The sequence below is a fragment of the Aurantimonas sp. HBX-1 genome, assembly GCF_021391535.1.
Taxonomy (GTDB): Bacteria; Pseudomonadota; Alphaproteobacteria; order Rhizobiales; family Rhizobiaceae; genus Aurantimonas.
Genome location: NZ_CP090066.1, coordinates 3,928,228 through 3,954,758, shown reverse-complemented (window position 1 = coordinate 3,954,758; position 26,531 = coordinate 3,928,228). Strand labels below are relative to the sequence as shown.

At 69.9% G+C, this 26,531-nt stretch carries 30 protein-coding genes; 23 read left to right on the top strand and 7 right to left on the bottom strand.

Features of this window, described 5'->3' with window-relative positions; genetic code table 11:
• Window positions 1-3 precede the first annotated feature (3 nt).
• The 5 genes from LXB15_RS18755 to LXB15_RS18735 all read left to right on the top strand — a co-directional run bounded on the left by LXB15_RS18755 (window position 4) and on the right by LXB15_RS18735 (window position 3,229).
• Window positions 4-690, top strand: a complete 687-nt coding sequence (locus LXB15_RS18755; protein WP_233949881.1) for a class I SAM-dependent methyltransferase — start codon at window positions 4-6, stop codon at window positions 688-690.
• Complete coding sequence (locus tag LXB15_RS18750; RefSeq protein ID WP_233949880.1) at window positions 669-1,289, top strand: class I SAM-dependent methyltransferase; 621 nt, start codon at window positions 669-671, stop codon at window positions 1,287-1,289. The genes LXB15_RS18755 and LXB15_RS18750 overlap by 22 nt, the downstream gene beginning before the upstream one ends.
• Window positions 1,286-1,870, top strand: coding sequence for an NADPH-dependent FMN reductase (locus LXB15_RS18745; RefSeq protein WP_233949879.1), 585 nt, complete (start codon window positions 1,286-1,288; stop codon window positions 1,868-1,870). Before LXB15_RS18750 ends, LXB15_RS18745 begins: the two co-directional genes overlap by 4 nt.
• 104 nt (window positions 1,871-1,974) lie before the next feature.
• On the top strand, window positions 1,975-2,577 hold the full coding sequence (locus LXB15_RS18740) for an HdeD family acid-resistance protein (RefSeq protein ID WP_233949878.1): 603 nt from the start codon (window positions 1,975-1,977) through the stop codon (window positions 2,575-2,577).
• A 40-nt stretch (window positions 2,578-2,617) separates the two neighbouring features.
• Window positions 2,618-3,229, top strand: coding sequence for a hypothetical protein (locus LXB15_RS18735; RefSeq protein ID WP_233949877.1), 612 nt, complete (start codon window positions 2,618-2,620; stop codon window positions 3,227-3,229).
• 9 nt (window positions 3,230-3,238) lie between these two features.
• Here the strand turns inward: LXB15_RS18735 and LXB15_RS18730 are convergent, their stop codons facing one another.
• The gene (locus LXB15_RS18730; RefSeq protein WP_233949876.1) at window positions 3,239-3,994 is read right to left on the bottom strand and encodes an SDR family NAD(P)-dependent oxidoreductase; all 756 of its coding nucleotides are present in this window, start codon (window positions 3,992-3,994) and stop codon (window positions 3,239-3,241) included.
• 172 nt (window positions 3,995-4,166) lie between these two features.
• Here LXB15_RS18730 and LXB15_RS18725 point away from each other — a divergent pair, with 172 nt between their 5' ends.
• Genes LXB15_RS18725 through hrpB form a run of 4 tightly spaced genes read left to right on the top strand, consistent with a single transcriptional unit; the run spans window position 4,167 to window position 10,226 of the window.
• Window positions 4,167-5,390: an ABC transporter substrate-binding protein gene (locus tag LXB15_RS18725; RefSeq protein WP_233949875.1), complete on the top strand. Its 1,224-nt coding sequence runs from the start codon at window positions 4,167-4,169 to the stop codon at window positions 5,388-5,390.
• 20 nt (window positions 5,391-5,410) lie between these two features.
• Window positions 5,411-7,111, top strand: a complete 1,701-nt coding sequence (locus LXB15_RS18720; RefSeq protein WP_233953247.1) for an ABC transporter permease — start codon at window positions 5,411-5,413, stop codon at window positions 7,109-7,111.
• Entirely contained in the window at window positions 7,108-7,764 is a 657-nt protein-coding gene (locus LXB15_RS18715; protein WP_233949874.1) for an ATP-binding cassette domain-containing protein, read from the top strand. Before LXB15_RS18720 ends, LXB15_RS18715 begins: the two co-directional genes overlap by 4 nt.
• Entirely contained in the window at window positions 7,761-10,226 is a 2,466-nt protein-coding gene (gene hrpB / locus LXB15_RS18710) for an ATP-dependent helicase HrpB (protein ID WP_233949873.1), read from the top strand. The genes LXB15_RS18715 and hrpB overlap by 4 nt, the downstream gene beginning before the upstream one ends.
• Window positions 10,227-10,292: 66 nt before the next feature.
• Here hrpB and LXB15_RS18705 read toward each other — a convergent pair whose 3' ends face one another.
• Complete coding sequence (locus tag LXB15_RS18705; RefSeq protein WP_233949872.1) at window positions 10,293-10,790, bottom strand: DUF892 family protein; 498 nt, start codon at window positions 10,788-10,790, stop codon at window positions 10,293-10,295.
• Window positions 10,791-10,945: 155 nt separating this feature from the next.
• Between LXB15_RS18705 and LXB15_RS18700 the strand changes: the two genes are divergently transcribed.
• Complete coding sequence (locus LXB15_RS18700; protein ID WP_233949871.1) at window positions 10,946-12,295, top strand: ActS/PrrB/RegB family redox-sensitive histidine kinase; 1,350 nt, start codon at window positions 10,946-10,948, stop codon at window positions 12,293-12,295.
• 160 nt (window positions 12,296-12,455) lie between these two features.
• A complete protein-coding gene (locus tag LXB15_RS18695; RefSeq protein WP_233949870.1) occupies window positions 12,456-13,028 on the top strand; it encodes an ActR/PrrA/RegA family redox response regulator transcription factor in 573 nt (190 codons plus the stop codon).
• Window positions 13,029-13,088: 60 nt separating this feature from the next.
• Here the strand turns inward: LXB15_RS18695 and LXB15_RS18690 are convergent, their stop codons facing one another.
• Together LXB15_RS18690 and cueR are read right to left on the bottom strand one after the other, a co-directional pair.
• Window positions 13,089-13,601, bottom strand: a complete 513-nt coding sequence (locus LXB15_RS18690; protein WP_233949869.1) for an MmcB family DNA repair protein — start codon at window positions 13,599-13,601, stop codon at window positions 13,089-13,091.
• 76 nt (window positions 13,602-13,677) lie between these two features.
• Window positions 13,678-14,073, bottom strand: a complete 396-nt coding sequence (gene cueR / locus LXB15_RS18685; RefSeq protein ID WP_233949868.1) for a Cu(I)-responsive transcriptional regulator — start codon at window positions 14,071-14,073, stop codon at window positions 13,678-13,680.
• Window positions 14,074-14,307: 234 nt separating this feature from the next.
• Between cueR and LXB15_RS18680 the strand changes: the two genes are divergently transcribed.
• Window positions 14,308-15,036, top strand: a complete 729-nt coding sequence (locus LXB15_RS18680; protein WP_233953246.1) for a L,D-transpeptidase — start codon at window positions 14,308-14,310, stop codon at window positions 15,034-15,036.
• Between the two features lie 96 nt (window positions 15,037-15,132).
• On the opposite strand, the gene LXB15_RS18675 is transcribed toward LXB15_RS18680, so the two are convergent.
• Entirely contained in the window at window positions 15,133-15,813 is a 681-nt protein-coding gene (locus tag LXB15_RS18675) for a ceramidase domain-containing protein (RefSeq protein ID WP_233949867.1), read from the bottom strand.
• Window positions 15,814-15,847: 34 nt separating this feature from the next.
• Entirely contained in the window at window positions 15,848-16,258 is a 411-nt protein-coding gene (locus tag LXB15_RS18670; RefSeq protein ID WP_233949866.1) for a VOC family protein, read from the bottom strand.
• Between the two features lie 316 nt (window positions 16,259-16,574).
• On the opposite strand from LXB15_RS18670, the gene LXB15_RS18665 reads away from it, so the two are divergent.
• The 11 genes from LXB15_RS18665 to LXB15_RS18615 all read left to right on the top strand — a co-directional run bounded on the left by LXB15_RS18665 (window position 16,575) and on the right by LXB15_RS18615 (window position 26,072).
• Window positions 16,575-18,143: a DASS family sodium-coupled anion symporter gene (locus tag LXB15_RS18665; protein ID WP_233949865.1), complete on the top strand. Its 1,569-nt coding sequence runs from the start codon at window positions 16,575-16,577 to the stop codon at window positions 18,141-18,143.
• A gap of 152 nt (window positions 18,144-18,295) precedes the next feature.
• Window positions 18,296-18,724, top strand: a complete 429-nt coding sequence (locus LXB15_RS18660) for a DUF2852 domain-containing protein (protein WP_233949864.1) — start codon at window positions 18,296-18,298, stop codon at window positions 18,722-18,724.
• 148 nt (window positions 18,725-18,872) lie between these two features.
• A complete protein-coding gene (locus LXB15_RS18655) occupies window positions 18,873-19,622 on the top strand; it encodes a M48 family metallopeptidase (RefSeq protein WP_233949863.1) in 750 nt (249 codons plus the stop codon).
• 71 nt (window positions 19,623-19,693) lie between these two features.
• On the top strand, window positions 19,694-20,365 hold the full coding sequence (locus tag LXB15_RS18650; protein WP_233949862.1) for a phosphoribosylanthranilate isomerase: 672 nt from the start codon (window positions 19,694-19,696) through the stop codon (window positions 20,363-20,365).
• On the top strand, window positions 20,362-21,585 hold the full coding sequence (trpB, locus tag LXB15_RS18645; protein ID WP_233949861.1) for a tryptophan synthase subunit beta: 1,224 nt from the start codon (window positions 20,362-20,364) through the stop codon (window positions 21,583-21,585). Before LXB15_RS18650 ends, trpB begins: the two co-directional genes overlap by 4 nt.
• A gap of 69 nt (window positions 21,586-21,654) precedes the next feature.
• Window positions 21,655-21,999 carry a hypothetical protein gene (locus tag LXB15_RS18640; protein WP_233949860.1) on the top strand — a complete coding sequence of 115 codons (345 nt, stop codon included), beginning with the start codon at window positions 21,655-21,657 and terminating at the stop codon, window positions 21,997-21,999.
• Window positions 22,000-22,102: 103 nt separating this feature from the next.
• Entirely contained in the window at window positions 22,103-22,432 is a 330-nt protein-coding gene (gene cutA / locus LXB15_RS18635) for a divalent-cation tolerance protein CutA (RefSeq protein ID WP_233949859.1), read from the top strand.
• Between the two features lies 1 nt (window position 22,433).
• Window positions 22,434-23,267, top strand: coding sequence for a tryptophan synthase subunit alpha (gene trpA / locus LXB15_RS18630; protein ID WP_233949858.1), 834 nt, complete (start codon window positions 22,434-22,436; stop codon window positions 23,265-23,267).
• A 47-nt stretch (window positions 23,268-23,314) separates the two neighbouring features.
• A complete protein-coding gene (gene accD, locus LXB15_RS18625; protein WP_233949857.1) occupies window positions 23,315-24,241 on the top strand; it encodes an acetyl-CoA carboxylase, carboxyltransferase subunit beta in 927 nt (308 codons plus the stop codon).
• 43 nt (window positions 24,242-24,284) lie between these two features.
• On the top strand, window positions 24,285-25,619 hold the full coding sequence (locus LXB15_RS18620; RefSeq protein WP_233949856.1) for a folylpolyglutamate synthase/dihydrofolate synthase family protein: 1,335 nt from the start codon (window positions 24,285-24,287) through the stop codon (window positions 25,617-25,619).
• Between the two features lie 54 nt (window positions 25,620-25,673).
• The gene (locus LXB15_RS18615) at window positions 25,674-26,072 is read left to right on the top strand and encodes a cupin domain-containing protein (protein ID WP_233949855.1); all 399 of its coding nucleotides are present in this window, start codon (window positions 25,674-25,676) and stop codon (window positions 26,070-26,072) included.
• Between the two features lie 103 nt (window positions 26,073-26,175).
• Here the strand turns inward: LXB15_RS18615 and trxA are convergent, their stop codons facing one another.
• Window positions 26,176-26,493, bottom strand: coding sequence for a thioredoxin (gene trxA / locus LXB15_RS18610; protein WP_233949854.1), 318 nt, complete (start codon window positions 26,491-26,493; stop codon window positions 26,176-26,178).
• Window positions 26,494-26,531 lie beyond the last annotated feature (38 nt).

Here is a 26,531-nt window from a genome sequence, read left to right as displayed (position 1 = left end):
CGAGTGTTGGTAACGCCTGAGCCGCGGCTCCCGCAGCGGACCCGCCCGCGCCGGAAGGTCAGCGACGAGGCCCGCTTCTTCAGGGGCTGGCTGCAGCGGCCTTTGGTGATGGGCGCGGTGTCGCCGTCCTCGCGGGCCCTCGGCCGGGTCATGGCGGCCTACGTCCCCGATCCGACAGGCTTCGACGACACCTCGCTGGTCCTGGAACTCGGTCCCGGCACAGGGGTGGTCACGAAGTGCCTGATCGAGCGCGGCGTCCCCGAATCCGCACTGGTCCTGGTCGAGTACTCGCAGGAATTCTGCGTGCTTCTGCGCTCTCGCTTTCCGGCCGCCCGCGTCATCCAGGGCGATGCCTATGCCGTCCACGAGACCTTGCGCGAGCTCCTCAAGGGTCGCCGGCTCGAGGCGGTGATCTCCGGCCTGCCGCTGTTCACCAAGCCCGACGCCATGCGCGAGGACGTGGTCGGCGGCGCGCTGCGCCAGATGCCGGCAGGCGCGCCCTTCATCCAGTTTTCCTACGCGCTGACCGTGCCGGTGAAGCCCGAGCGCATCGGCGCACGGCTGGAGACCAGTCCCTGGATCAAGCGCAACCTTCCGCCGGCGCGGGTGTTGGTCTACCGCGCGGCGGACGGGCAGCCGGCAGCAATCAAGGCAAGGGCGGGACTGTCATGGAGACGAATGGCGAAGTGAAGGATGCGGGTGGCGGCGACTGGGCGCGCTTCTTCGCCACCTGGGTGAAGCATCCGGTCAAGATGGGCGCCGTCGCGCCCTCGAGCCCGTCCTACTGCGCGATGATGGTCCGCCACGCCACCACGGCGCTGGACGGTCCGATCCTCGAGCTCGGACCCGGCCTCGGCGTCGTCACCCGGGCTTTGCTGGGCGCCGGCGTCGCCCCGGAACGGATCACCTCGATCGAATACGACGCCGAGTTCGCGCGCGAGCTGAAGCAGCGATTCCCGAAGGTCAACGTGATCCAGGGTGACGGCTTCGACCTCGACCGGACGCTGGGCGCGCGCCGCGACGAGAAGTTCGCCGCCATCCTCTTCGCCATTCCGATCGTCAGCTTCTCGCAGGCCAGGCGCCAGGCGCTGTTCACCGACTATTTCTCGCGGCTTCGGCCGGGCGGCAATCTCACCCAGCTCTCCTATCTCTGGAAGCCGCCGGTCGAACCGGTGAAGGGCGTCTTCACCGTCTCGCACTCGCCGATCGTCTGGAGCAACATCCCGCCGGCCCGAGTCTGGGTCTACGACCAGGACACGGCCTCGGCGACCGGGGCCGCAGCGCATTGACCGTCAACATCCTCGTCGTGCCCGGCGCGCTGCGCCTCGCCTCCCACAACCGCCGGCTGGCCGCCGAGGCGACGCGGATGCTGGCGATGTCCGATGCGGTGGTGACGCTGCTCGACCTCGCCGACTATCCGCTGCCGATCTATGACGGCGACCACGAGGAAGAGCAGGGCGTGCCGCAGAATGCCGTGCTGCTGGCGCAGCGCATCGCCGCCCAGGACGGGCTGCTGCTGGTCAGCCCGGAATACAACCACTCGCTGACGCCGCTGATGAAGAACACCATCGACTGGGTCAGCCGGGTCCGGAAGGTGCAGGGACGGCCGGTCCAGCCCTTCAAGGGCATCGTCGCGGGCCTCGCCTCGACGTCGACCGGCCGCTTCGGCGGCATGCGCGGGCTGGAGGCCTTGCGCATCGTCCTGCGGGCGCTGAATGCCGAAGTGCTGACCGAGCAGTGCACCGTGCCGAATGCGGCAGCGAGTTTCGACGAGACCGGCCGGCTCGCCGACGACGTTGCGCGCACCGCGCTGGAGGCGCTGGTCGACAAGCTCCTCGACACCTCCCGCAGTCTCGGCCGGCACGTCTGAGGCCGGGCCGCAGCGGGAGCGCACACCCTGCTGCGGCGACGGAACGCGGTTCGGCCTGTACCGTTGTGGGAGTAGCTTCTCTCGCCGCAAAGGGAGACCTGGCCATGACCGTCGATCCTGCTTCCCGCCGTCCCTCGCTCGGGGGCCCCGCCGGGCTAGCCGAGCGCTACCTCCACGATCACTGGAAGTTCTATGCGTTCCAGGGCGCGCTGATGATCGGCGTCGGCCTGCTGGCGCTGCTGGCGCCCTGGGCCGCGACCCTCGCCTCGACGCTGTTCTTCGGCTGGCTGCTGGTCTTCGGCGGCATTGTCGGCACCGTCTCGGCCTTCCGGGCCCGCGGCGCGCCCGGCTTCTGGTCGAACCTCGTCCTTGCGGTGCTCGCCCTGCTGCTCGGCCTCGTCATCATCTACGACCCCTTCGCGGGTTCGGTGACGCTGACCTGGATGCTGGCGCTGTATTTCCTCATGTCCGGCATCATCAACATCGCCATCGCCCAGGCGGTGCGCGCCTCGACCGGCCGCTTCTGGCTGCTCGTCGTCTCCGGCGTGATCAACATCGCGCTGGCGATCTTCCTGGTGATGGGCCTGCCGGGCACCGCGGTCTGGGCGATCGGCCTGTTCCTCGGCGTCTCCTTCATCAGTTCAGGCGTCGCCTTGCTGCTCGCCGCGCTGGATGCGCGGGGCGGCCGGCCCGCCCGCCGCGTCTGAGCCGATGAGCGGAGCCCCCGATCCGGCCATGGAGCGCCTGATGGCACGATACGGCGCCGAAACCTATGCCGAGGCGCTAGGCCTTGACCTTGCACGCAACACCCCGATGCCGCTGTTCTTCTGGCTGGTGGCGGCCAATTTGTTCTCCGCGCGGATCGGCGCGGAGCAGGCGCTGCAGGCGGCCCAGGCGCTGAAGAAGGCGGGCCTCACCACCGCCGAGCGGATGGCGGAAGCCAGCTGGACCGAACGGGTGCGCATCCTCAACCGCAACGGCTATGCCCGCTTCGACGAGAAGACCTCGACCTTCCTGAAGGACATGGCCGACCGCTGCCTCGAGGCCTATGGCGGCGACCTGCGCAAGCTGCGCGAGGCGGCAGGCCGCGATCCCGCCGCGGAGCGCCGGCTGCTGAAGGAGTTCAAGGGCATCGGCGACGTCGGGGCCGACATCTTCTTCCGCGAGGCGCAGCTTGCCTGGGACGAGCTCTACCCCTTCGCCGACGCCCGCGCGCTGGAAGCCGGCCGGCGGCTGGGCCTCGGCGCGAATGCGGCCGAACTCGCCGCCCATGTCGAGCGCCGGGCGTTTCCGGCGCTGCTGTCGGCGCTCGTCAGGGCCGATCTCGACAAGGCGCTGGACGAGATCGCCGCCGCCTGAGATTAAGGCTCAGACGTGCTGGCCGCCATTGATGTGCAGCTCGGCGCCGTTGACGTAGGACGCCTGGTTCGAGCACAGGAAATAGATCACGTCGGCCACCTCCGCCGTCTGGCCAAGCCGGCGCAGCGGGATGTCGTCGATCATCTTCTCGGTGCCCGGCGACAGGATCGCCGTCTCGATCTCGCCCGGCGCGATGGCGTTGACCCGAATGCCCGACGGCCCGAAATCGGCCGCCATCTCGCGAGTCAGCGAGTTGAGCGCTGCCTTCGACGTGGCGTAGGCGGTGCCGGCGAACGGGTGCACCCGGCTGCCGACGATCGAGGTGACGTTGACGATCGAGCCGCGCGCCGCGGCGAGTTCCTTCACCAGGCCGCGCGCCAGCATGATCGGCGCAAAGAAGTTCACCTGGAAGACGTCCCGCCAGACATGCATCGGGGTGCGGATGGAATCGAGCCGCGTCCCGGCCTCGGCCTTCGGCGAGATCGCGGCGTTGTTGACCAGCGCATGCAGCTCGGAGCCGTTGGCCTCGAGGCGGCGGCGGATCTCCGAGATGGCGTAGCCGACGTCTTCCTGGTCCGACAGGTCGACGCGGATGTGGTCCTCCGGTCCCGCCGGCCACGGGCAGTTGTCGGCGAATTCCTGGCGCGAACAGGTGATCACGCGCCAGCCCTCGCGGGAGAAGCGCTTGACGGTCGCGTGGCCGATGCCCCGCGAGGCACCTGTCAGGACCAGCGTCTTGCGGTCGTCGCCTGGTGTCTGCGACATCGGCGGATCTCTTTCCGGTTGGACGCGCCGGCGATTGCCATCACGCGTCGATCAAGGCAATGCGAGCGGCCGGGGCGCCGGTTGCTTTTAGCATGAGTGGCGGGCCATCTGGCACGATGTGAGGGCAAGCGGCGAAAATGTCGAGTGGCCAAGCGGTGAACGGAGAGTGCGGATGATCGTGAAGTTGCTTTGGCGCGGCCTGCTGGCCGGCCTCATCGGACTCGCGCCGCTCCCGGCTGCCGCGGCGGACCCCGACCCCACCGACTGGCCGGCGGTCGTGGCCGAGGCCGAAGGGCAGACCGTCTATTTCAACGCCTGGGGCGGCTCGTCGGCGATCAACGACTACATCGCCTGGGCCGCCGGGGAGGTGAAGCGCCAGTTCGGCGTCACGCTCCAGCACGTCAAGCTCGAGGATACCGCGACCGCCGTCGCCAAGGTCGTCGCCGAGAAGGCCGCGGGCCGCGACGAGGGCGGCTCGGTCGACCTGATCTGGATCAACGGCGAGAACTTCGCGTCCATGCAGGAGCAGGGGCTGCTGGCCGAGGGCTTTGCCACCCGCCTGCCGAACTGGCGCTATGTCGATACCGGCAACCCGAGCATCACCACCGACTTCACCGTGCCGACGCTCGGCCAGGAATCGCCCTGGGGCGGCGCCAAGATGGTGTTCTTCACCGACCCCGCGCGCACCGGGCCGATCGACGACATGCCGGACGACACCGACGCGCTGCTCGCCTGGGCCAAGGAACATCCCGGCCGCTTCTCCTATCCTGCGCCGCCGGATTTCGTCGGTTCGAGCTTCCTGAAGCAGGTACTGATCGAGCAGATCGAGGACGCCGCGCTGCTCGCCGAACCGGTTGACGACGCCACCTTCGAGACCGTGACCGCGCCGCTCTGGCAATGGCTGGACGAGATCCGGCCGGCGCTGTGGCGCGAGGGCCGGGACTATCCGCAGAACTACCCGGCGATGAAGCAGCTCCTCGCCGATTCCGAGCTCGACATCATCTTCGCCTTCAACCCGGCGGAAGCCTCGGCGGCGATCGCCGCCGGCGAACTGCCGGACACCGTCCGCTCCTTCACCTTTCCGGGCGGCACGCTCGGCAACACGCATTTCGTCGCCATTCCCTACAATTCCAGCGCCAAGGCCGGGGCGATGGTGGTCGCGAACTTCCTGCTCTCGCCGGCGGCGCAGATCCGCAAGGAAGACCCCAAATTCTGGGGCGACCCGACGGTTCTGAAGCTGGACAGCCTGCCGGAGGCCGACAGGGAAGCCTTCGCGGCCATCGACCGCGGGGTCGCGACGCTGTCCCCCGATGAGCTCGGCCCGGTCCTGCCTGAGCCGCACCCCTCCTGGATGACCCGCATCGAAGAAGAGTGGACGAAGCGCTACGGCAGTTGAGCCGGCAGGGCCAAAGCGCCATGCGGGGCCTGGCGCTTCCCTGGCTTATCGCGCTTCTGCTGGCGGCTCCCGTCGCCGTCGGAATGGCGGGCGTCGCGCTGCCGGCCTTCGGTTATCTGCCGGCACTCGGCGGCGACGGGCTTTCGCTTGAGCCGTTCCGTCATCTCGTCGCGGAGCCGGGCCTTGCCGCATCGGTGGGGCTGAGCCTTGCCTCCGGCCTGCTCACCACCCTCGTTTCGGTCGCCGGCGTCGCGATCTTCCTCGCCGCCTTCTTCGGCACGCCGGCCTTCCGCGCCGCCCGCCAGGGCCTGGCGCCGCTGCTCGCCGTGCCGCACGCCGCCGCCGCCTTCGGCCTGCTCTTCCTCATCGCGCCGTCCGGCCTGGTGTTCCGGCTGGCCGGGCCCCTGCTGGGGCTGGACCGGCCCCCAGACCTGCTGATCGTCGGCGATCCCCTGGGCCTGTCGATGATGGCGGCGCTGGTCGCCAAGGAAATGCCGTTCCTGCTGCTCGTCGCCTTCGCCGCCCTGCCGCAGGCCGAGCCCGAGCGGCGGATGCAGCTGGCGCGCTCGCTCGGCTACGGGCGGATGGCGGCGTTCCTGCTCACCGTTTGGCCGACGGTCTACCGGCAGATCCGCCTGCCGGTCGTCGCCGTCGCGGCCTTCGCCTCCTCGGTCGTCGACGTCGCGATGATCCTCGGCCCCTCGACGCCGGCGCCGCTGGCGGTGCGCCTGCTCTCCTGGATGAACGACCCGGACCTTTCGCAGCGCTTCGTCGCCTCGGCGGGCGCGCTGCTGCAGCTGGCCGTGACGCTCGCCGTGATCCTCGCCTGGCTCGGCCTGGAGCGGCTGGTTCTGGCCGCCCGCCGGCGATGGTCGCGATCCGGCCGGCGCTTCGCCGCGGACCGGGCGGCCCGGCGGCTCGCGGCCCTGCCCGTGGCGCTGTCCGGCCTGGCGGTGGTCGTCGGCCTGCTTCTCCTGGTCCTGTGGTCCTTCGCCGGCTTCTGGGCCTTTCCCGATCTCGCGCCGGCCGAACTCACCCTGCGCAGCTGGCAGCGGGCGCTCGCCGGCGCCACCGGACCGCTCTGGACGAGCTTCGTCGTGGCGCTGGCCGCCGCCGTCGTCGCGCTGGTCCTGGTGATGCTGCTGCTGGAAGGACGGCGCCGGCAGTTCCCGTCGGCGCGGGCCGGTGAGGTCCGGCTGACGCGGGCGGTCGCCGGTCTCATCTACCTGCCGCTGATCGTGCCGCAGGTCGCCTTCGTCTTCGGGCTGCAGGTGCTGGTCATCGGCGCCGGACTGACGCCGTCGCTGCCGCTGCTGGTCGCCGTGCATCTCGTCTTCGTCGCGCCCTATGCGGCGCTGGCGCTGGCCGATCCCTGGTTCGCGCTCGACCCGCGCTACGAGCGCATCGCCGCAAGCCTCGGCCGGACGCGCGCGACCTCCTTCCTGCGGGTCCGGTTGCCGCTTCTCGCCGCGCCGGTGATGACCGCGCTCGCCATCGGCTTCGCCGTCTCGATCGGCCAGTACCTGCCGACCGTGCTGATCGGCGCCGGCCGCCTGCCGACCATCACCACCGAGGCGGTGGCGCTCGCCGCCGGCGGTGATCGCCGCGTCATCGGCGTCTATGCGCTGCTGCAGACGCTGCTGCCCTTCGCGCTGTTCGCGGTGGCCGCCCTCGTGCCGGCCTTGCTTGCCGGCCGCCGACGCGGCATGAGGGCCGCATGACCAACGAGGACGAGGGGCTGCGGCTCGACAGCCTGACCGTCCGGCTCGGCACGCGCCGCCTGTTCGCCATCGACCGCCACGTCGCGGCTGGCGAGACGCTGAGCGTCATGGGCCCGTCCGGCTCCGGCAAATCCACCCTGTTCGCGCTGATCGCCGGCTTCCTCGATCCGGCCTTCACCGCCAGCGGCACCGTGCGCCTCAATGGCCGCGACCTCACCGGCCTCGCGCCGGAGCGCCGGCGGGTGGGCCTGCTGTTTCAGGACGCGCTGCTCTATCCGCACATGTCGGTCGGCGGCAACCTGCTGTTCGCGCTGCCGCCGGGGCTGCGCGGCCGCCGGCACCGGCTGGAATCCGCCGAGGCGATGCTCGCCAAGGTCGGCCTTGCCGGCTTTCTTGGCCGCGATCCCGCGACCCTCTCCGGCGGCCAGGCCGCCCGGGTGGCGCTCGCCCGCACGCTGCTCGCCGAGCCGGAGGCGCTGCTCCTCGACGAGCCGTTCTCGCGGCTCGACGCGGACCTCAGGGCCACCGTCCGTGACCTGGTCTTCGCCATGGTCGCCGAGCGCGGCATCCCGGCGGTCCTCGTCACCCACGACCGCGACGACGCGGCGGCGGCCGGCGGGCCAGTGATCGACCTTTCGGACCAGTCGGCATGACGCGGCCCGCGCTGCCCGACCTGCCGGTCTCGGCCGTCCTCGACGAACTCGCCGACGCGCTGGAAACCCGGCGCCGCGCCGTCCTCGTCGCGCCGCCCGGCGCCGGCAAGACCACGCTGGTGCCGCTGCATCTCCTGGGCGCGCCATTCCGCGGCGACGGCAAGATCCTGCTCATCGAGCCGCGACGCCTGGCGGCGCGGGCGGCGGCGCGGCGCATGGCCGATCTCCTCGGCGAGGCGGTCGGCGAGACCGTCGGCTGGCGCATGCGCCTCGACACGCTGGTCTCGGCCAGGACCCGGATCGAGGTAGTCACCGAGGGCGTCTTCACCCGGATGGTGCTGTCCGATCCCGAGCTCGCGGGCGTCGCCGCGGTGATCTTCGACGAATTCCACGAGCGTTCGCTGGACGGCGATTTCGGCCTGGCGCTGGCGCTCGACGTCGCCTCCGCGCTGCGCGAGGACCTGCGCCTTCTCGTCATGTCGGCGACGCTGGACGGCGCGCGCGTGGCGGCGCTGCTCGGCGATGCGCCGGTGGTCGAGAGCCAGGGCCGCGCCTTTCCGGTGACGATCCGCTATCGCGACCGGCCGGGCACCGAGCCGGTGGAGAGCGCCGTCGTCGCGGCCGTCCGCGCGGCATTGGCGGAGGAAACCGGCAGCCTGCTGGTGTTCCTGCCCGGCCAGCGCGAGATCGAGCGCGTCGCCGAGCGGCTGCGGGAGACGGTTCCCCCCGGCGTGATCGTCGCCCCGCTCTACGGTGCCATGGAGGGCGCCGCGCAGGATCTCGCCGTGCGTCCCGCGCCAGCCGGCACGCGCAAGATCGTGCTGGCGACGTCGATCGCCGAGACGTCGCTGACCATCGACGGCGTCTCGGTGGTGATCGACTCGGGCCTGCGCCGTCGGCCGGTGTTCGAGCCGGCGACCGGCCTGTCGCGGCTGGAGACCGTGCGCATCTCGAAGGCCGCCGCCGACCAGCGGGCCGGCCGCGCCGGGCGCACCGCGCCCGGAACCGCGATCCGGCTGTGGCGGGCGGAGCAGACCGCTGCCCTGGAGCCGTTCGACCGCCCCGAGATCCTCGCTAGCGACCTCTCCGGCCTGGTGCTCGACTGCGCCGCCTGGGGCGTCGGCGAGCCGGCCGACATGGCGTTTCTCGATGCGCCGCCGGCACCCGCCGTCGCCGAGGCGCGGACCCTCCTGGTCGAGCTCGGCGGTCTCGACGCCGGCGGAAGGCTCACCGAAGCCGGCGAGGCGATGCGCGCTTTGCCGCTGCCGCCCCGGCTGGCGCGCATGGTGGTCGGCGCCCCGCCGCAGGCGCGGCGCGACGCCACGATGCTGGCGGTGCTGCTCACCGAGCGCGGCCTCGGCGGCACCGACACCGATCTCGGCGAGCGGCTGCGGCGCTTTCGCGCCGACGACGGGCCGCGCGCTCGCGCCTCGGGCAAGCTCGCCCGGCGCATCGCGGCAACGCCCGGCATCCCCGCTGCCGCCGTCGCCGATGCCGGCGGCGAGCCCGGCGACCTCCTGGCGCTCGCCTATCCCGACCGCGTCGCCATCGCCCGCGGCGCACGCGGCCATTTCGTCCTCGCCAACGGCCGCGGCGGCGTGCTCGACGCCGCGCACGCTCTGGCGCGGGAGAAATACATTGTCGTCGCCGAGCTGCAGGGCGCGGCGCGGGCCGGGCGCATCCTCGCCGCCGCGGCATTGCCGGCGGCGTCGATGGAGCGGCTGGTCGCCGAACGCGGCACCGTCGAAGATGTCGTCGGCTTCGACATGGCGGCACGGCAGGTGCGGGCCCGGCGGGTGCGACGGCTCGGTCGCGCGACGCTGGAGGAATCGCCGCAGCCGGTGCCGGCGGGCGAGGCCGCTTCGACGGCCCTCGCCGACGGCATCCGCCGGCTGGGGTTTGCGTCGTTGCCCTTCGGCAAGGATGGCGAGCGCCTCTTGCGGCGCATGCGCTTCCTCGCCGCCGCCTACGGCCCGCCATGGCCGGACCTGTCGGACGAGGCCCTGCTGGCCGGGCTGGAGACCTGGCTGATGCCCTATCTGCCGGGCGTGACCGGGATTGCCCAGATATCGTCCGGGGCGCTGTCGGAAGCGCTGCGCGGGCTGCTGCCGCAGGGCGTCGCCAGCCGGCTGGACGCGATGGCGCCGACGCATTTTGCCGCACCGAGCGGCTCGATGGTGCCGATCCGCTACGAGACCGACCAGCCGGTGCTGGCGATAAGGGTACAGGAGCTCTTCGGCCTGATCCGCCATCCGACGATTGCCGACGGGCGGCTGAAGCTGACGCTGGAACTCCTGTCGCCGGCGCATCGGCCGATCCAGATCACCCGCGACCTGCCGGGGTTCTGGGAAGGCTCGTGGGCCGACGTGCGGGCCGAGTTGCGCGGCCGCTACCCGAAGCACGAATGGCCGGAGGACCCGGCGCGGGCAAGGGCGACGGCGCGGGCCAAGCCGCGCCCCTGATGCGGGCGCGGCCGTATTGGCGACCGGATGCCGAAAGGCGGCGGGTTGCCGCCCCCGGCTGGCCGGTCAGCGCATCGCGGCTTCGTTAATGCCGCCGGTGGCGATGGCGGTCATCGTGTCGTCGCCGTCATAGGTGGCATCGAGGCATTCCTGCAGCTTCTCGCGGTCCGATTCCAGGCCGAGCCGCTTGGCGAAGGCGACGAGGCAGCCATAGCCGGCAATGCCGTAATGCGTCATCCGCTGGTACTGGGTGATGATCATCGCGTCGCGCGCGTCGGGATCGGTGATCTCCTCCTCGATGGCGTGCGCCCGGGCTTCCTTCACCAGGCCTTCCATGCCGCGGCAGAACTCGCCCTTCGGGTCGGCGCCGTGCGCGGTGATCAGCTCCTTGAGCGTCGCCATGCCTTCCTCAATGCCCTCGACGCCGGCCTCGAGCGCTTCCTTCAGGCTGGCGTCGTGGGCCTTCGCCGCCAGCTCGCGGGTGACCTTCGCAGCCTGCGAGTCGGCGCTGTAGAGGTCCTGCAGCTGGTCGACATAGATGTCCTTGAGATTGTTCAGAGCCATGGGGCGTTCCTTTGCTGATGGGTTGGTTGGGTAAGCCGCGGACGGGCAGCCGCGTTCCATCGCCGCTTCATGATGTCGCCGCGCCGGGCGTCGTGCTGCCGGCTGCGCCGCTTTGCCCACTGTCGGTGCCCGGTGCCGGGCGCTAGTTGTGGCGGATGGATCAAGCCACCAGAGCCAGCTTCAATATTCGCCTGCCCGCCTTCGTCACGATGATGCGCGAGAGCCAGCGGCTCCGCCTCGCCACGCTGGTGCGGCTGCGCTGGCTGTCGGTGGCCGGCCAGACCGCGGCCTGCGTCTTCGTCGCATGGGGCCTGTGGTGGCCGTTCCCGATCGCCGCCTGCCTGATGCTGATCGCCATGTCGGTGGCGCTGAACGTCTATCTGACGCTGCGCTTTCCGGCGAGCCGGCGCATGTCGCCGACGGCGGCCGCGGCGGTGCTGAGCTTCGACATGCTGCAGCCGACGGGGCTTTTGTTCCTCACGGGCGGCATCGAGAACCCGTTCACCGTGTTCCTCGTCGTGCCGGCGATCATCGCGGCGGCGACGCAGCCGCCGCTGACCACCGTCGCGCTCAGCGTCCTCGCCGTTGCCGCAACCACCTTCCTCGCCGCCTACCATCTGCCGGTGCCCTGGCCGGAGGGCCACTCGCTGATGCTGCCGGCGAGCTATGTCGGCGGCCTCTGGTTCGCGATCGTCACGACGCTGGTCTTCGCGTCGATCTACATCTACCGGGTGGCGGCGGAATCGCGGGCGCTCGCCGACGCCCTCAGCGCGACGGAGCTGGTGCTGCAGCGCGAGCAGCATCTGTCCGCCCTCGACGGCCTTGCCGCCGCCGCCGCGCACGAGCTCGGAACCCCGCTCGCCACGATCGCGCTGGTCGCCAAGGAAATGGCCGCGCAGGTGCCGCGCGACGATCCGCAGCGCGAGGATGTCGAACTCTTGGTCGAGCAGTCCGAGCGCTGCCGCACCATCCTGCGCCAGCTGAGCTCGCTGTCTTCGGCGAGCGAATCGCACCTCGCCAATCTGTCGCTGACGTCGCTGATCGACGAGGTCGCCGAGCCGCACCGGCATTTCGGCGTCGCGGTGCGGGTGGTGGTGCGCGAGCGCGTCGGGCCCGAACCCGTCGCCCGCCGCAATGCCGGTATCGTCTACGGGCTCGGCAACATCGTCGAGAACGCCGTCGACTTCGCCGCGTCGGACGTGACGGTGGCGATTGGCTGGACCGAGCGTGAGATCCGCGTCGTCGTGGAGGACGACGGTCCGGGATTTGCGCCGGAGATCCTGAGCCGCATCGGCGATCCCTACATGTCCGACCGCGAGCCGGCCGAACGCAAGGGCGGCGGCGGGCTGGGCCTCGGCCTGTTCATCGCCAAGACGCTCCTCGAGCGCTCCGGCGCCACCGTCAGGACCGCCAATTATGAGGACGGGGCACGCAGCGGTGCGCGCGTCGAGATCGTCTGGGCACTCGAGGTGTTTCTCGCCAGCCGCTCGGCCAGCCGCGACTGAGCCGGCGGGCGACCGGGGTCCCGGCAGGGGCGTCGCGCGAGGTGCTTGATCACGCCGCGGTCACGATTGCCGTGAGGGCAGGTCGCCGGCGTTGAAGCGGGCAGGACCGGCGCCATGTCAGTCTCCGGCTCGTCCGGGCCGTTTCATGGGAGTGCATGACATGCTGGTCGAAGAAACCGTCGCTGCGCCTGCGCGACTGCTGCCGGAAGGCAGCCGTTCGCTTCTCCTGGTCGACGACGACCGCCCGTTCCTGCAGCGCATGAGCCGGGCGCTCGAACAGCGCGGTTTCGCCGTCACCACGGCAGAGAGCGTCGCCGACGGCATCGCCGCCCTGCGCAGTTCCGCCCCGGCCTACGCGGTGGTCGACATGCGGCTCGCCGACGGCAACGGGCTCGACGTCATCGAGGCGCTGCAGCGGGCCCGCGAGGATGCCCGCGTCGTCGTGCTCACCGGGTACGGCAACATCGCGACGGCGGTGACCGCCGTGAAGCTCGGCGCCATCGACTATCTCGCCAAGCCGGCCGATGCCGACGAAGTGATCGGCGCGCTGACCCGCGAGCCCGGCGACCGCGCGGCGCCGCCGGAAAACCCGATGTCCGCCGATCGCGTCCGCTGGGAGCATATCCAGCGCATCTACGAGCTCTGCGACCGCAACGTCTCGGAAACCGCGCGGCGCCTGTCGATGCACCGCCGGACCCTGCAGCGCATCCTCGCCAAGCGCGCCCCGCGCTGACGCAAGCCTCGGCGCGGCGCGGCGGCCGTCAGCCGTGCCGCCGTCCCCTTGCCGATCCGCTCAGGCGCCCTCGTCGTCCCGGCCCAGCGGCCCGCTCATGAACGGGTTGGCGGCCCATTCGGCCTGCAGCAGGCGGTCGGCGGACAGCCGCGCGAAGCGCAGCGTCAGCGCCTTGCGCGTCGCCGGCGCGAGCTTCACCGGCTCGGCCTCCCGCAGGATCTCGGCGCTGTAGCCGTCGGAGAGGATCAGGCCGCAGCTCTCCGGGAAGATCTCGACCGGCACGCCCGGATGGGTGGCGAAATACAGCCGATCGCAATGCAGCTGGTAGACCGGCCACTTCCGGTCGGTGCGGAAATCCTCGATCGAGGTCTTGATCTCGATGATCGAGAACTCGCCCTTTTCCGACAGGCACAGCAGGTCCGCCCGCCGTCCCGAGGCGAGTGCCACCTCGGGCAGCACGGCGACGCGGCTCGCCATCATCAGCCGCTGCACGCCGCGCCGGACCATCAGCGCACGTTCGGACTGGCGACCGTCGATCAGCGGATCGACGCGGAAGGGAGCGACCAGTGGCATGCCGCAGGAATAGCCGGCCTTCCGGCACGGCGGCAAGCAAAAAACGAACAAACCAGAAACGCTGGGGACGGGCCGGTCAGGCGTCGGCCCGGCCGGCGATCTCCTCAAGGATCGGGCAGTCCGGCCCGCCGCCGCCCTGGCACTGTTCGGTCAGGTCGACCAGCACCCGCCGCAGCGACTTCAGCTCGGCGATCTTCCGGTCGATCTCGGCCATGCGCCGGCTCGCCAGGCGCTTGACGTCCTCGCTCTTGCGGTTCTCGTCGGCGTAGAGGGCGAGCAGCCGGCGCGCCTCCTCGATGGAGAAGCCCAGCGACCGGGAGCGCTGCAGGAAGCGCAGCATGTGCACGTCGCGCTCGCGGTAGTTGCGATAGCCGTTGGTCGACCGGGCCGGAGTCACCAGCCCGACTTCCTCATAGTAGCGCAGCGTCTTCGGCGGCAGACCCGACAGTCTGGATGCCTCCCCGATGTTCATGAGAAGCCCTCGCAGGTCGCTTCGATGTCCACGCGCTGGGAGATGTTGCGGCAGCTTGCGCCGTCAACTGTCACCCGCTCGCAACAAAGGCTTTCTTAACCATCGCAGTGCCTAATGCTGCCATTGCTTCGCCCGATTGCGCAGCCTATCGAGGGACTGGCTCAAGATGGCCGGGACCTTGAAGGCATCGTCGTCTGGTAAGGGCCCACCCATCGCACCGAAATTGGCATCGTGATGAAGATCAAGTCGTTCCTCCTCGTCGGCGTCGCTGCCGCGTCCCTCGCCACCATGGCGGGTTGCGCGAGTTCCGAGCGGGCATCGCTGCAGCCGGCGAGCATATCCGCTGCCTATACGGGGCCGGACGGCCTGCAGAACGGTGGCAGCCTGGCCGCCGCTTCGGCGCTCGGCTACGGCGGCCTCGTCGATGACGGCTACACGCTGCCGCCGATCCCCACCCAGAAGATCGATCCGCAGTATCTGCGCCAGCGCGTCTCCTTCGAGGAAGGGCGCGAGCACGCGCCGGGCACCGTCGTGGTCGATACGCCGAACCGCTTCCTCTACGTCGTCGAGCCGGACGGCATGGCGATGCGCTACGGCATCGGCGTCGGCAAGTCCGGCTTCTCCTGGGCGGGCGAGGCCAACATCCGCAACAAGCAGCATTGGCCGAAATGGTTTCCGCCGGCCGAGATGATCGACCGCAAGCCGGAGCTCGAGCCGTATCGCGAGGGCATGGATCCCGGCCTGCAGAACCCGCTCGGCGCGCGCGCGCTCTATCTCCACCAAGGCGGAAAGGACACGCTGTTCCGCCTGCATGGCACGCCGGAATGGTGGACCATCGGCACCGCGGCCTCGTCGGGCTGCATCCGCCTGATGAACCAGGACATCATCGATCTCTACGAGCGCGTCCCGATGGACGCCAAGGTCGTGGTTCGCCAGGGTTCGGAGCGGCTCGCCGCCCGCTGACGCGAAGTTACGGGCGCCGCGACGCGACGCTCGAAGAGTTACCAAGGCGGGGGACCGCCAAGGCCGGATGCTTCGGGGGAGGCGTCCGGCCTTTTTTTATGCCGCGCCCGGGTCGGACCGGCCTCGGGCGGGACGCCGGGGCGCTCCGTCGATCGCCGCGACCAGCAGCAGGCCGAGCGTCGTGGCATTCAGGATGTGCCAGGCGAAATGCGTGCCGAGCGGCCAGGCGTCGCAGAGCGGCTGGTCCGCCATCCGGAACCCCAGCGACACCGCGAAGACCCCGCCGGCCATGAGCACCAGCCGGCCCTGCGCCTGTCCGGCCAGGGTGAGGCCGCCGCCGATGCCGATAAGCGCCAGCAGCGCCGGCACGTATCCGGACGACGAGCCGGCGAGCGGCGCGAGCAGCGGTTCCGCGATGAACGACGCGCCGAGGAAGGCCAGCGTCGCCAGCGCCGAGAACGGCCGCCGCAGACCGACGAAGCGCACAAGCGCGAGCCCGAAATACGCATAGATGAACACCGCGATCGGCACGACGTCGGCAAGGCTCGACCAGCGATTGGCGAAGCTGTGGAAGAGGAACGACCCCACACCGATCACGGCGACCAGCACCACCAGGGAGAGGCTCGCCGCATCGCGCCCGCCGGCGCGCTGCCAGAGGCGGAAGCCGACCATCGCGGCGACGAGGAAGGCGAGATTGGTGACGGCATTGACCGGCTCGGCCCAGAAGGCGGCGCTGGTGCGCTCGCAATAGCCGTCGATCGCCTGCGACCAGTCCATGGTGCCGGCGTCTCCGTGCGGCCTCAGGCCCCGGTCACTCGCCGGCCTTCCAGGGATCGTAGGTGCCGAAGTTCCACAGCTGGCCTTCCGGATCGCGGCAGGAGAATTCGCGCGATCCGTAGCTCTGGTCGCGAAGGTCCATGACGATGGTGGCGCCGGCGGCGCGGGCCGCCGCGTAGAGCTGCTCGATGTCCTCGACGACCACGTAGGGGCTCTGCGTCACCGGCCCGTTGCCGGTGGGCGGCGCCTGCAGGGCCCCGAAGGCGTCGTCGCGCGCGTCGCCCAGCATGACCATGCCATCGCCGAGGACGAGCTCGGCATGCACGATTCCGCCGTCCTCGCCTTCGTGGACGGCATGGCGCTGGAAGCCGAACGTGTCGCAGAGCCAGGCGATCATCGTCCTGGCGTCCCGGTAGCGCATCGTCGGGATGATTGAAGATGCCATGCCGGACCTCCCCGGGAAGCGTGGGCCGGGTCACGCAGGCGCGTCCCGGCCGATCGGGTCATCATCATCGCAGCGACCTCCGGGCGTCAAGGCCGGTCGGTGGGGCGCTTGTCCGGCGCGGACGGGGGTTCGATCGGGGTGTGTGCGGGCGGACGGGCATCGCGGGGCAGACCCGGCTTTCGGGCGTGGCAGGAACGCCACCGATAGCGCGAGCCTGCGTCAGGCGGATGACAGGCCGGCGCCATGTTCGGCCAAAGCGTTGGCGCAGCCGGGCTTTTCGCCTACACCCGCCGGCAACGCATGTGAGGGGTAGAGAATGGCAGCGGTGAGCAAGCGGAACAGGAACCGGCCGGCAGGACGCGGCAATCGTTCGAAGACCCCGCCGGAGGCCGAGGATTCCGGTTCGCTGCGGCTCCTGCCGGCGATCGTCGGCATCGCCGTGTTCTGCCTGCTGCTGATCCTGCCCGCGCCCGAGGGGCTCACGCCGGAAGCCTGGGCCGTGGTCGCCGTCGCCGCGCTGATGATCGTCTGGTGGATCACCGAGGCGGTGCCGGTGCCGGTGACCGCGCTGCTGCCGCTGGCGCTGTTTCCGTTTCTGGGCGCCCGTTCGATGGGCGAGGCCGCGACGCCCTACGCCGACCCGGTGATCTTCCTGTTCATGGGCGGGTTCATCCTCGCCAAGGCCATGGAGCGCTGGGGCCTGCACCGGCGGGTGGCGCTCAACATCGTGTCCTGGACGGGCTCGCGCCAGCACAACGTCGTCGGCGGTTTCATGATCGCCACGGCGTTCTGCTCGATGTGGGTCTCGAACACCGCCACCACCGTGATGATGCTGCCCATCGCCCTGTCGGTGGCCGAGCTTCTCGACCCGGACAGTCGCAGCGACAGCAAGTTCTCGATCGCGCTGCTCCTCGGGGTCGCCTACGCGGCCTCGATCGGCGGCGTCGCCACACTGATCGGCACGCCCCCCAACGCGCTGCTCGCCGGCAGCCTCAACCAGGCCTACGGCTACGACCTCGGTTTCGGCCGCTGGATGCTGATCGGCCTGCCGGTGGCCATCGTGATGCTGCTGATCTCCTGGCTGCTGCTGACGCGCTTCGTGGTGCGCCTGCCGACCGGCGAGATCGACGGCGCCCGGACCCTGATCGGCGCGGAACTGACCGGTCTCGGCAAATGGTCGCGCGCCGAGATCCTGGTCGGCATCGTCTTCGTCGTGACGGCCTTCCTCTGGGTGTTCCGCACCTCGCTCCAGTCGATCCTGCCGAACCTCAACGACAGCAGCATCGCCATCGCGGCGGCGGTCGTCCTGTTCCTGCTGCCCTCCGGCCGCAGGCCCGGCGAGGCGGTGCTCGACTGGCGGACGGCATCGCAGCTGCCCTGGGGCATCCTGCTGCTGTTCGGCGGCGGGCTGAGCCTTGCCAGCGCGGTGGCCGGCACCGGTCTCGACCAGTGGATTGGCGAGGCGCTGGGCTCGACGGCGAGCTATCTGCCGCTGATCGGCCTCGTGGCGCTGGTGACGCTGGTCATCCTGCTCCTGACCGAGTTCACCTCGAACACGGCGACGGCGGCGACCTTCCTGCCGCTGGTCGCGGCCCTGTCGCTGACGCTGGGCGAGAACCCGCTGATGCTGGCGGTGCCGGCGGCGCTGGCGGCCTCGATGGCGTTCATGCTGCCGGTCGCGACGCCGCCCAACGCCATCGTCTTCGCCTCGGGCAAGATGTCGATCCCGACCATGGCGAGGATCGGCGCCTGGCATAACCTCGCCGCCCTCATCGTCATCTCCAGCCTCGGCTACCTGCTGCTGACGACGCTGTTCGGCGTGACCATGGGCGAGATCCCGGACTGGGCCGGCGGGGCGGCTTCGGCCCCGGCGGCGGGGGGCTGATCGCCGGCGCGTTTCGCGGCGGCCTTGCCGATTTTTCGCCGGTGGTGATTGAACGTGCGTTTCGCACTCACCATCTCGGATTGGTGTAGAGGAGTACTAACTCCCGCGGTGCTCGCGCATCGCGGCCATTTTCGAGAAGGAACGTGACTGCGATGACTTCGCAAGCCTTGATTCGTCCCGCCTGGACCCCCGCAACCATCGCCCTGATGATCGGCGGTTTCATGATCTTCTGGCCGCTTGGTCTTGCCATGCTGGCTTATATTCTTTGGGGCGACCGCCTCGAGACGTTCCGGCAGGACGTCGGGCGGTCCACGGACCGCGTGATGTGCTCGATGCGCCGCACCGGTTTCGGCCAGCCCTTCGCGGCCCAGACCGGCAACGTCGCCTTCGACGAATGGCGCGAGAAGGAACTCGCCCGTCTCGACGCCGAGCGCCGCCGTCTGCATGACGCCGAGGCCGAGTTCGCCTCCTATGCCCGCGAACTGCGCCGGGCCAAGGACCAGGAGGAGTTCGACCGCTTCATGGCCGAGCGCCGCAACCGTCGCGACGACGGCCCGGTCGTCGACGGCCAGCCTGCCTGACAGGGCCGTCGGTCCCGCATTACGAACAGCAGATGGCGGCGTCCTTCGGGACGCCGCCATTTTTCGTCGCGGCCTGGTGTAGAATGCGATTCGCCTGCCGGCGCCTGTGTCGGCTCCATCCCACCTGTTGGCCGCCTCGATCCCGCCGATGAAGTTTCTCCTGCGCCGGACCGCTCCCGAGGTCACCCTGCCCGACCGCCTCGACCTGGCCGGTGGCCCGCTTCCGGTCACCGTGCGCCGCAACCCGCGCGCCCGGCGGATGATCCTGCGCCTTGCGCCGGGCGGCGCCGGCGTCGTGGTGACGGCGCCGCGGTCGGCCTCGGCGCGCACCATCAACGAGTTCCTCGAACGGCACCGCGGCTGGGTTGAAGGCCGCCTGGCCCGCATCCCGGCAGCCGTCGCCGTCGCCGACGGGGCGATCCTGAAGCTGCGGGGCGAGGACGTCGTGCTGGTCCATCGGCCGGAACAGCGGACCAGCCGCTTCGAAACGAACGAGACGGGGAACCGCCTGCTGGTCGGCGGCGATGCGCGGCATTTCGCCCGGCGGGTCGCCGACGCGCTGAAGCGCGAGGCACGAGGCGACCTCGAGGCGGCGGTGACGCGCCATGCCGCCACGGTGGGCCTGCAGCCGCGCGCCATCACGCTGAAGGACACGCGCAGCCGCTGGGGCTCCTGCACCGCCGACCGGCGGCTCGCCTTCTCCTGGCGGATCGTCATGGCGCCGCCCGCCGTGCTCGACTATCTCGCCGCCCACGAGGTGGCGCATTTCCGCGAGATGAATCACGGCTCCGGCTTCTGGTCGCTCTGCCGCGAGCTCTGCCCCGACATGGATTTCGGCCGCGACTGGCTGAAGCGCCACGGCGCGCAGCTCCACGCGATCGATTTCACGCCGCGCTGATCGCCGGCGCCTCGGCGTCCCGCGCCCTTACGCGCATCGACAAACGCGGCGGCTGATATTAACTCCGGTGCATGGACATCAAGATCTGCGGTCTTTCCACGCCCGAGACGGTGAACGCGGCGCTGGCGCGCGGCGCAAGCCATGTCGGCTTCGTGTATTTCGAAAAGAGCCCGCGCCACCTCGACCTCGCGGCGATGGCCGAACTCGTGCGCCTGGTCGACGGTCGCGCCGAGACGGTGATCGTCACCGTCGACCCCGACGACGCGCTGGTTGACCGTTTTGCGGCCGAGGTCCGGCCGGACTGGCTGCAACTGCATGGCGCGGAGACCCCTGGCCGGGTGCGCGACATCAAGGCGCGGAGCGGGCTCAAGGTGATGAAGGCGCTGCCGGTGGCGACCGCCGACGATCTCGGCGCGATCGCTCCTTTCGAGGGCGTTGCCGACCGCCTGCTGCTAGATTCCCGCCGCCCGAAGGGCTCGGTCCTGCCCGGCGGCAACGGCGTTTCCTTCGACTGGACGCTGCTGGCCGCGCTTGACCCGGATTTGCGCTATATGCTTTCCGGTGGCATCGATGCCGGCAACGTCGCCGATGCCGTGCGGATCGCCCGGCCGGCGGGGATCGACGTCTCCTCCGGCGTCGAGAGCGCCCCGGGGGTCAAGGATCCCGCCCGCATCCATTCCTTCTTCGACGCATTGGATCGTCTGGCACAGGACGTCCCAACCAGAAAGGCCCGAGCCTCGTGAACCAGCAGCTGCAGCCCAATTCCTTCCGCGCCGGTCCCGACGAGGAGGGCCGTTTCGGCATCTTCGGCGGCCGCTTCGTCGCCGAGACGCTGATGCCGCTGATCCTCGACCTGGAACAGGCGTGGAACGAGGCGCGCGTCGATCCGGCGTTCAAGGCCGAGCTCGACCATCTCAACACCCATTACACCGGCCGTCCGTCGCCGCTCTATTTCGCCGAACGGCTGACCGAGAAGCTCGGCGGCGCCAAGATCTATTTCAAGCGCGACGAGCTGAACCACACCGGTTCGCACAAGATCAACAACTGCCTCGGCCAGATCCTGCTCGCCAAGAAGATGGGCAAGACCCGGATCATCGCCGAGACCGGCGCCGGCCAGCACGGCGTGGCCTCCGCGACGGTCGCGGCGCGCTTCGGCTTTCCCTGCGTCGTCTACATGGGCGCGACGGACGTCGAGCGGCAGGCACCGAACGTCTTCCGCATGAAGCTGCTCGGCGCCGAAGTCGTGCCCGTCACGTCCGGCCACGGCACGCTGAAGGACGCCATGAACGAGGCGCTGCGCGACTGGGTCACCAATGTCGATTCGACCTACTATCTGATCGGCACCGCCGCCGGCCCGCATCCCTATCCGGAACTCGTCCGGGAATTCCAGAGCGTCATCGGCAAGGAGACCCGCGAGCAGATCATGGCCGCCGAAGGCCGGCTGCCGGACATGCTGGTCGCCGCCGTCGGCGGCGGCTCCAACGCCATCGGCCTGTTCCATCCGTTCCTCGACGACAAGGAGGTCGAGATGGTCGGCGTCGAAGCCGGCGGCCGGGGCCTCGACGGGGAGGAGCACTGCGCCTCGCTGACCGCCGGCTCGCCCGGCGTGCTGCACGGCAACCGCACCTATCTGCTGCAGAACGAGGACGGCCAGATCAAGGAAGGCCACTCGATCTCGGCCGGTCTCGACTATCCCGGCATCGGGCCCGAGCACTCCTGGCTGAAGGACACCGGCCGCGTCGAATACGTGCCGATCCTCGACACCGAGGCGCTGGATGCGTTCCAGATGCTCACCCGCGTCGAGGGCATCATTCCGGCGCTGGAGCCGGCGCATGCGCTGGCCGAGGTGATCAAGCGCGCGCCGACCATGGGCCGCGACAAGATCATCGTCATGAATCTCTGCGGCCGCGGCGACAAGGACGTCTTCACGGCGGCCAAGCATCTCGGCGTCGACCTGACCTGAGGGCGCCCGCCGGACGGCCCTGGTGGGCGATATCTTCCAGCATGGCCCGATCCGAGCTAGGGTCGGGCCATGAACATGATGATCTCCGAGCTCTACGACGCGCTGATGAGCGCTGGCGCCGACGAGGCGAAAGCCCGCCGCGCGGCCGAGGGCATGGCGACATCGGACCAGGATTTCCGCAAGCAGTTCGGCGAACTGTGCGAGGACAATCAGAAGATGCGCACGGAGATGGCCGACCTTCGCGGCGAGCTGAAGCACGAGATGCAGGCGCTGCGCGGCGAGGTCAGAGGGGAAATGGCTGGTGTTCGCCTGGAGATGCAGGCGCTGCGGGGTGAGTTGTCGACGATCAAGTGGATGGGCGGCGTGCTGATCGCGCTGGTGGCCGCCATGCTGGCCAGGGCGCTCTTCGCCTGAACGACGGGCTTTGACCCGTCCGCCATCGGCCTGTATTGCCGGGGGCGGATGTCGGCGCCGGAGCCATGGCGACGCGTCCCCGACCGCGAGCATCACGGGAACCATGACCGCCATCGTCGAGATCCATGTCACCTGCCCGACGCTCGAGGACGCGCGCCAGCTGTCGCATGTCCTGCTCGACGCGCGGCTGGCGGCCTGCGTCAACATCGGCAAGGAAGTCGACAGCCGCTATCTCTGGCAGGGCGAGAAGCAGCGCCACGACGAGTGGCCGCTGACGATCAAGACGCTTGGCGCCCGCTTCGACGATTGCTGCGCGGCGATCCGCCATAACCATCCCTACGACACGCCCGCGATCCTCGGCTTCGCCGTCGACCATGTCGACGCCGCTACCGCCGACTGGATCGCCGAAACCGTCCGGCCGACCAAGGACTGACATGACCACACGCATCGAAGACCGTTTTCGCGCTCTGGCAGAGGAGGGCCGTCCCGCCCTCGTCACCTTCGTCATGGCGGGCGATCCCGACCACGAGACGGCGCTGTCGATCGTCAGGGCGCTGCCGGCGGCCGGGGCCGACATCATCGAGCTCGGCATGCCGTTCTCCGACCCGATGGCCGACGGCAAGGCGATCCAGAAGGCGGGCCTTCGCGCGCTCAAGGCTGGCGAGAGCCTCAGGAAGACGCTGTCGCTGGTGCGCGCCTTCCGCGAGAGCGACACGACGACGCCGATCATCTTGATGGGCTATTTCAACCCGATCTACGTCTATGGCGTCGAGCCTTTCGTCGAGGCGGCGCTGGAAGCGGGCGTCGACGGGCTGATCGTCGTTGACCTGCCGCCCGAAATGGACGACGAGCTCTGCCTGCCGGCGCTCGGCAAGGGGCTCAACTTCATCCGCCTGGCAACGCCCACCACCGACGACAAGCGGCTGCCGGCGGTGCTGAAGAACACCTCCGGCTTCGTCTATTACGTCTCGATCACCGGGATCACGGGAACCGCGGCGCCGGACGCGAACAAGGTCTCGGCGGCCGTCGAGCGCATCAAGCGGCACACCGACCTGCCGGTCTGCGTCGGTTTCGGCGTCCGCAGCGCCGACCAGGCCCGCGAGATTGGCAAGGCGGCGGACGGCGTCGTGGTCGGCTCGGCCATCGTCGACGTCATCGAGGCCTCGCTGGTCGACGGGCGCGCCGGCCCCGGCACGGTCGAGGCAGTCGCCGCGATTGTCCGCGATCTTGCGGCCGGTGTCCGCAGCGCTCGCCTTGCGGACGCCTGAAAAGCGCGCCATCTGCGCCTGACGACAAAGAGCCGGAGCCCCGCGCCGTGAACTGGATCACCAACTACGTCCGCCCGAAGATCTCGAGCCTGCTCGCGCCGCGCGAGGTACCGGAGAATCTCTGGATCAAGTGTCCGGAGACCGGGGAGATGGTCTTCCACAAGGATCTCGAGGCCAACCAGTGGGTCATTCCCTCGTCCGGCTTCCACATGCGCATTCGCGCCAAGGACCGACTGGCGAGCTTCTTCGACGATGGCGCCTACGATCTGATCGACCTGCCGAAGGCCCCGGTCGACCCGCTGAAATTCCGTGACTCCAAGCGCTATACCGACCGGCTGAAGGAATATCGCGCCAAGGCCGAGATGGACGACGCGGTGATGGCGGCGAAGGGCTCGATCGCCGGCCTGCCGATCGTCGCGACGGTGCAGGACTTCGCCTTCATGGGCGGCTCGCTCGGCATGGCCGCCGGCGAGGCGATCGTGCGCAGCTTCGAGGTGGCGATCGCCGAGAAGCGGCCGATGGTGCTGTTTGCCGCCTCGGGCGGCGCCCGCATGCAGGAGGGCATCCTGTCGCTGATGCAGCTGCCGCGCACCACCGTCGCAGTCGAGATGCTGAAGGAGGCGGGACTTCCCTACATCGTCGTGCTCACCAATCCGACGGCCGGCGGCGTCTCGGCCTCCTACGCCATGCTGGGCGACGTCCACATCGCCGAGCCGGGCGCGGTGATCGGCTTTGCCGGCGCGCGGGTCATCGAGCAGACGATCCGGGAGAAGCTGCCCGAGGGCTTCCAGCGCGCCGAGTACCTGATGGCGCACGGCATGGTCGACATGGTCGTGCACCGCCACGAGCTGAAGGCGAAGATCGCCACGCTGCTCAGTCTCCTGACCCGCACGCCGCTCGCCACCGACGCCGGCCGCCTGCGCCAGGCGGCCGAAGGCGCCGATGCCGCTTCACACGCCGAGCCCGTCGCCTGAGCCGGGTTTTGCATCCGCCGGTACGCTGGCGTAACTGTCCGCAATGACCACGACCTCTCTCGCCACTGCCGAGATCGAGGCCCTGATGCACAAGCATCCGAAGGGGTTCGATCTGTCGCTGGAGCGCATCCGCCGGCTGCTGGCCGCGCTCGGAGAGCCGCAGCACGCGCTGCCGCCGGTGATCCACGTCGCCGGCACCAACGGCAAGGGATCGGTCACCGCCTTCTGCCAGGCGATCCTCGAGGCGGACGGGCGCGCCGTCCACGTCCATACCTCGCCGCACCTCGTCAACTGGCACGAGCGCTACCGGCTCGGCCGCCCCGGCCGCCGGGGCGCGCTGGTCGACGATGCGATGCTGGCCGATGCGGTGCGGCGCGCGGCGGCGGCGAATGCAGGCCAGCCGATCACCGTCTTCGAGATCCTGACCGCGGTGACCTTCATCCTGTTTTCCGAGCAGCCGGCGGACGTCGCCATCGTCGAGGTGGGTCTTGGCGGCCGGTTCGACGCCACCAACGTCATCGACCGCCCGGCGGCGAGCGTCATCACCTCGATCTCGCTCGACCACCAGTCCTATCTCGGCGACCGCGTCGAACTGATCGCCGCCGAGAAGGGCGGGATCATCAAGCCCGGCGTACCGGTGATCGTCGGCCAGCAGAGCGAGGACGTGGCGCTCGAGGTGCTGACCTCGATGGCCGACCGCGCCGGCGCCCCGCTGATCACCTACGGCCAGGATTTCTTCGCCTTCGCCGAGCACGGCCGCCTCGTCTACCAGGACGACACCGGCCTTCTCGACCTGCCGATGCCGCGACTTTCCGGCCGGCACCAGCTGACCAATGCCGCGACGGCGATCGCGGCGCTCCGCCACGCCGGCTTTTCGCCGAGCGATGCGGCGATCGAGGCCGGCATGGCGAATGTCGAATGGCCGGGACGCATGCAGCAGATCGCCGCCGGGCCGCTGTGGCGCGCCGCCGTGCCGGGCGCCGAGATCTGGCTCGACGGGGGCCACAACCCGGGCGCCGGGGCTGCCATCGCCGAGACGCTGGCCGATATGGAAGACCGTGTTCAGCGGCCGCTGTTCCTGATCGTCGGGATGATCAACACCAAGGATCCGGTGGGCTTCTTCGCCGCCTTCGGCGGCATCGCCCGGCATGTCTTCACCGTGCCGGTGAACGCCTCCGACGCCGGCATCGACCCCGACGATCTCGCCGATGCGGCGATCGAGGCGGGCCTCGACGCCGAGCCCTGCGAGTCCGTCGAGGAAGCGATCCGGCTGGTCTCGACGAACTGGCAGAGCGAGCCGACCCCCCGCTTCCTGATCTGCGGATCGCTCTATCTGGTCGGCGAGGTGCTGGCGCAGAGCGGCCTCGCACCGGCCTGAGGGCGCACGCCCCGAAGTCTGTAACAGCGATCAACCAGGCGAAGGAGCCGAGCCATGCAGATCACCCGCCGCGGGACGGTGCCGACGAAACGGGCGCCGGCCAGCTATTTCACCGGCACGGTCTGGCAGGACCCGATCGTCGAGACGCCCGGGCCGTCGCGGCTGCGGGCCACGCTGGTGACCTTCGAGCCGGGCGCCCGCACCGCCTGGCACACCCACCCGCTTGGCCAGACGCTCTATGTCACCGCCGGCACCGGCCGCTGCCAGACTCGCGGCGGGCCCATCCAGACGATCGGCGCCGGCGACGTGGTGTGGATCCCGCCGGGGGAGAAGCACTGGCATGGCGCCGGACCGGACACGATGGTGAGCCACCTCGCCATGCATGAAGCCGAGGACGGCAACACCGTCGAATGGCTCGAGCCGGTCAGCGACGAGGACTATTTGGGAAGCTGATACCCGCGGCCCGAGGCATCGCGCGGCCAGATACAGAAAAGCCCGGAGCGTCGGCCCCGGGCTTTTCTGATTCACGTGAAACGCTTGCGTGGTCGCAAGGCGCTCAGGCAGCGCCCTTGATCCAGTCGACCAGCTTCGACTTCGACTGCGCGCCGACCTGGATGGCGGCCGGCTTGCCGTCCTTGAACAGCATCAGCGTCGGGATCGACCGCACGCCGAACTTCGCCGCGATGTCCGGGTTCTCGTCGATATTGACCTTGGCGACCTCAATGTTCGGCATCTCGTTGGAGATTTCCTCGAGCGCCGGCGCGATCATCTTGCAGGGGCCGCACCACTCCGCCCAGAAATCCACGACGACCGGCTTGGCGTTCTCCAGAACGTCGGTCTTGAAATTGTTGGTATCGATTTTCTTCGTGGCCATCGGGCGGCTCCTCAAACGAGTTCTCTTCCTAGGTAGAA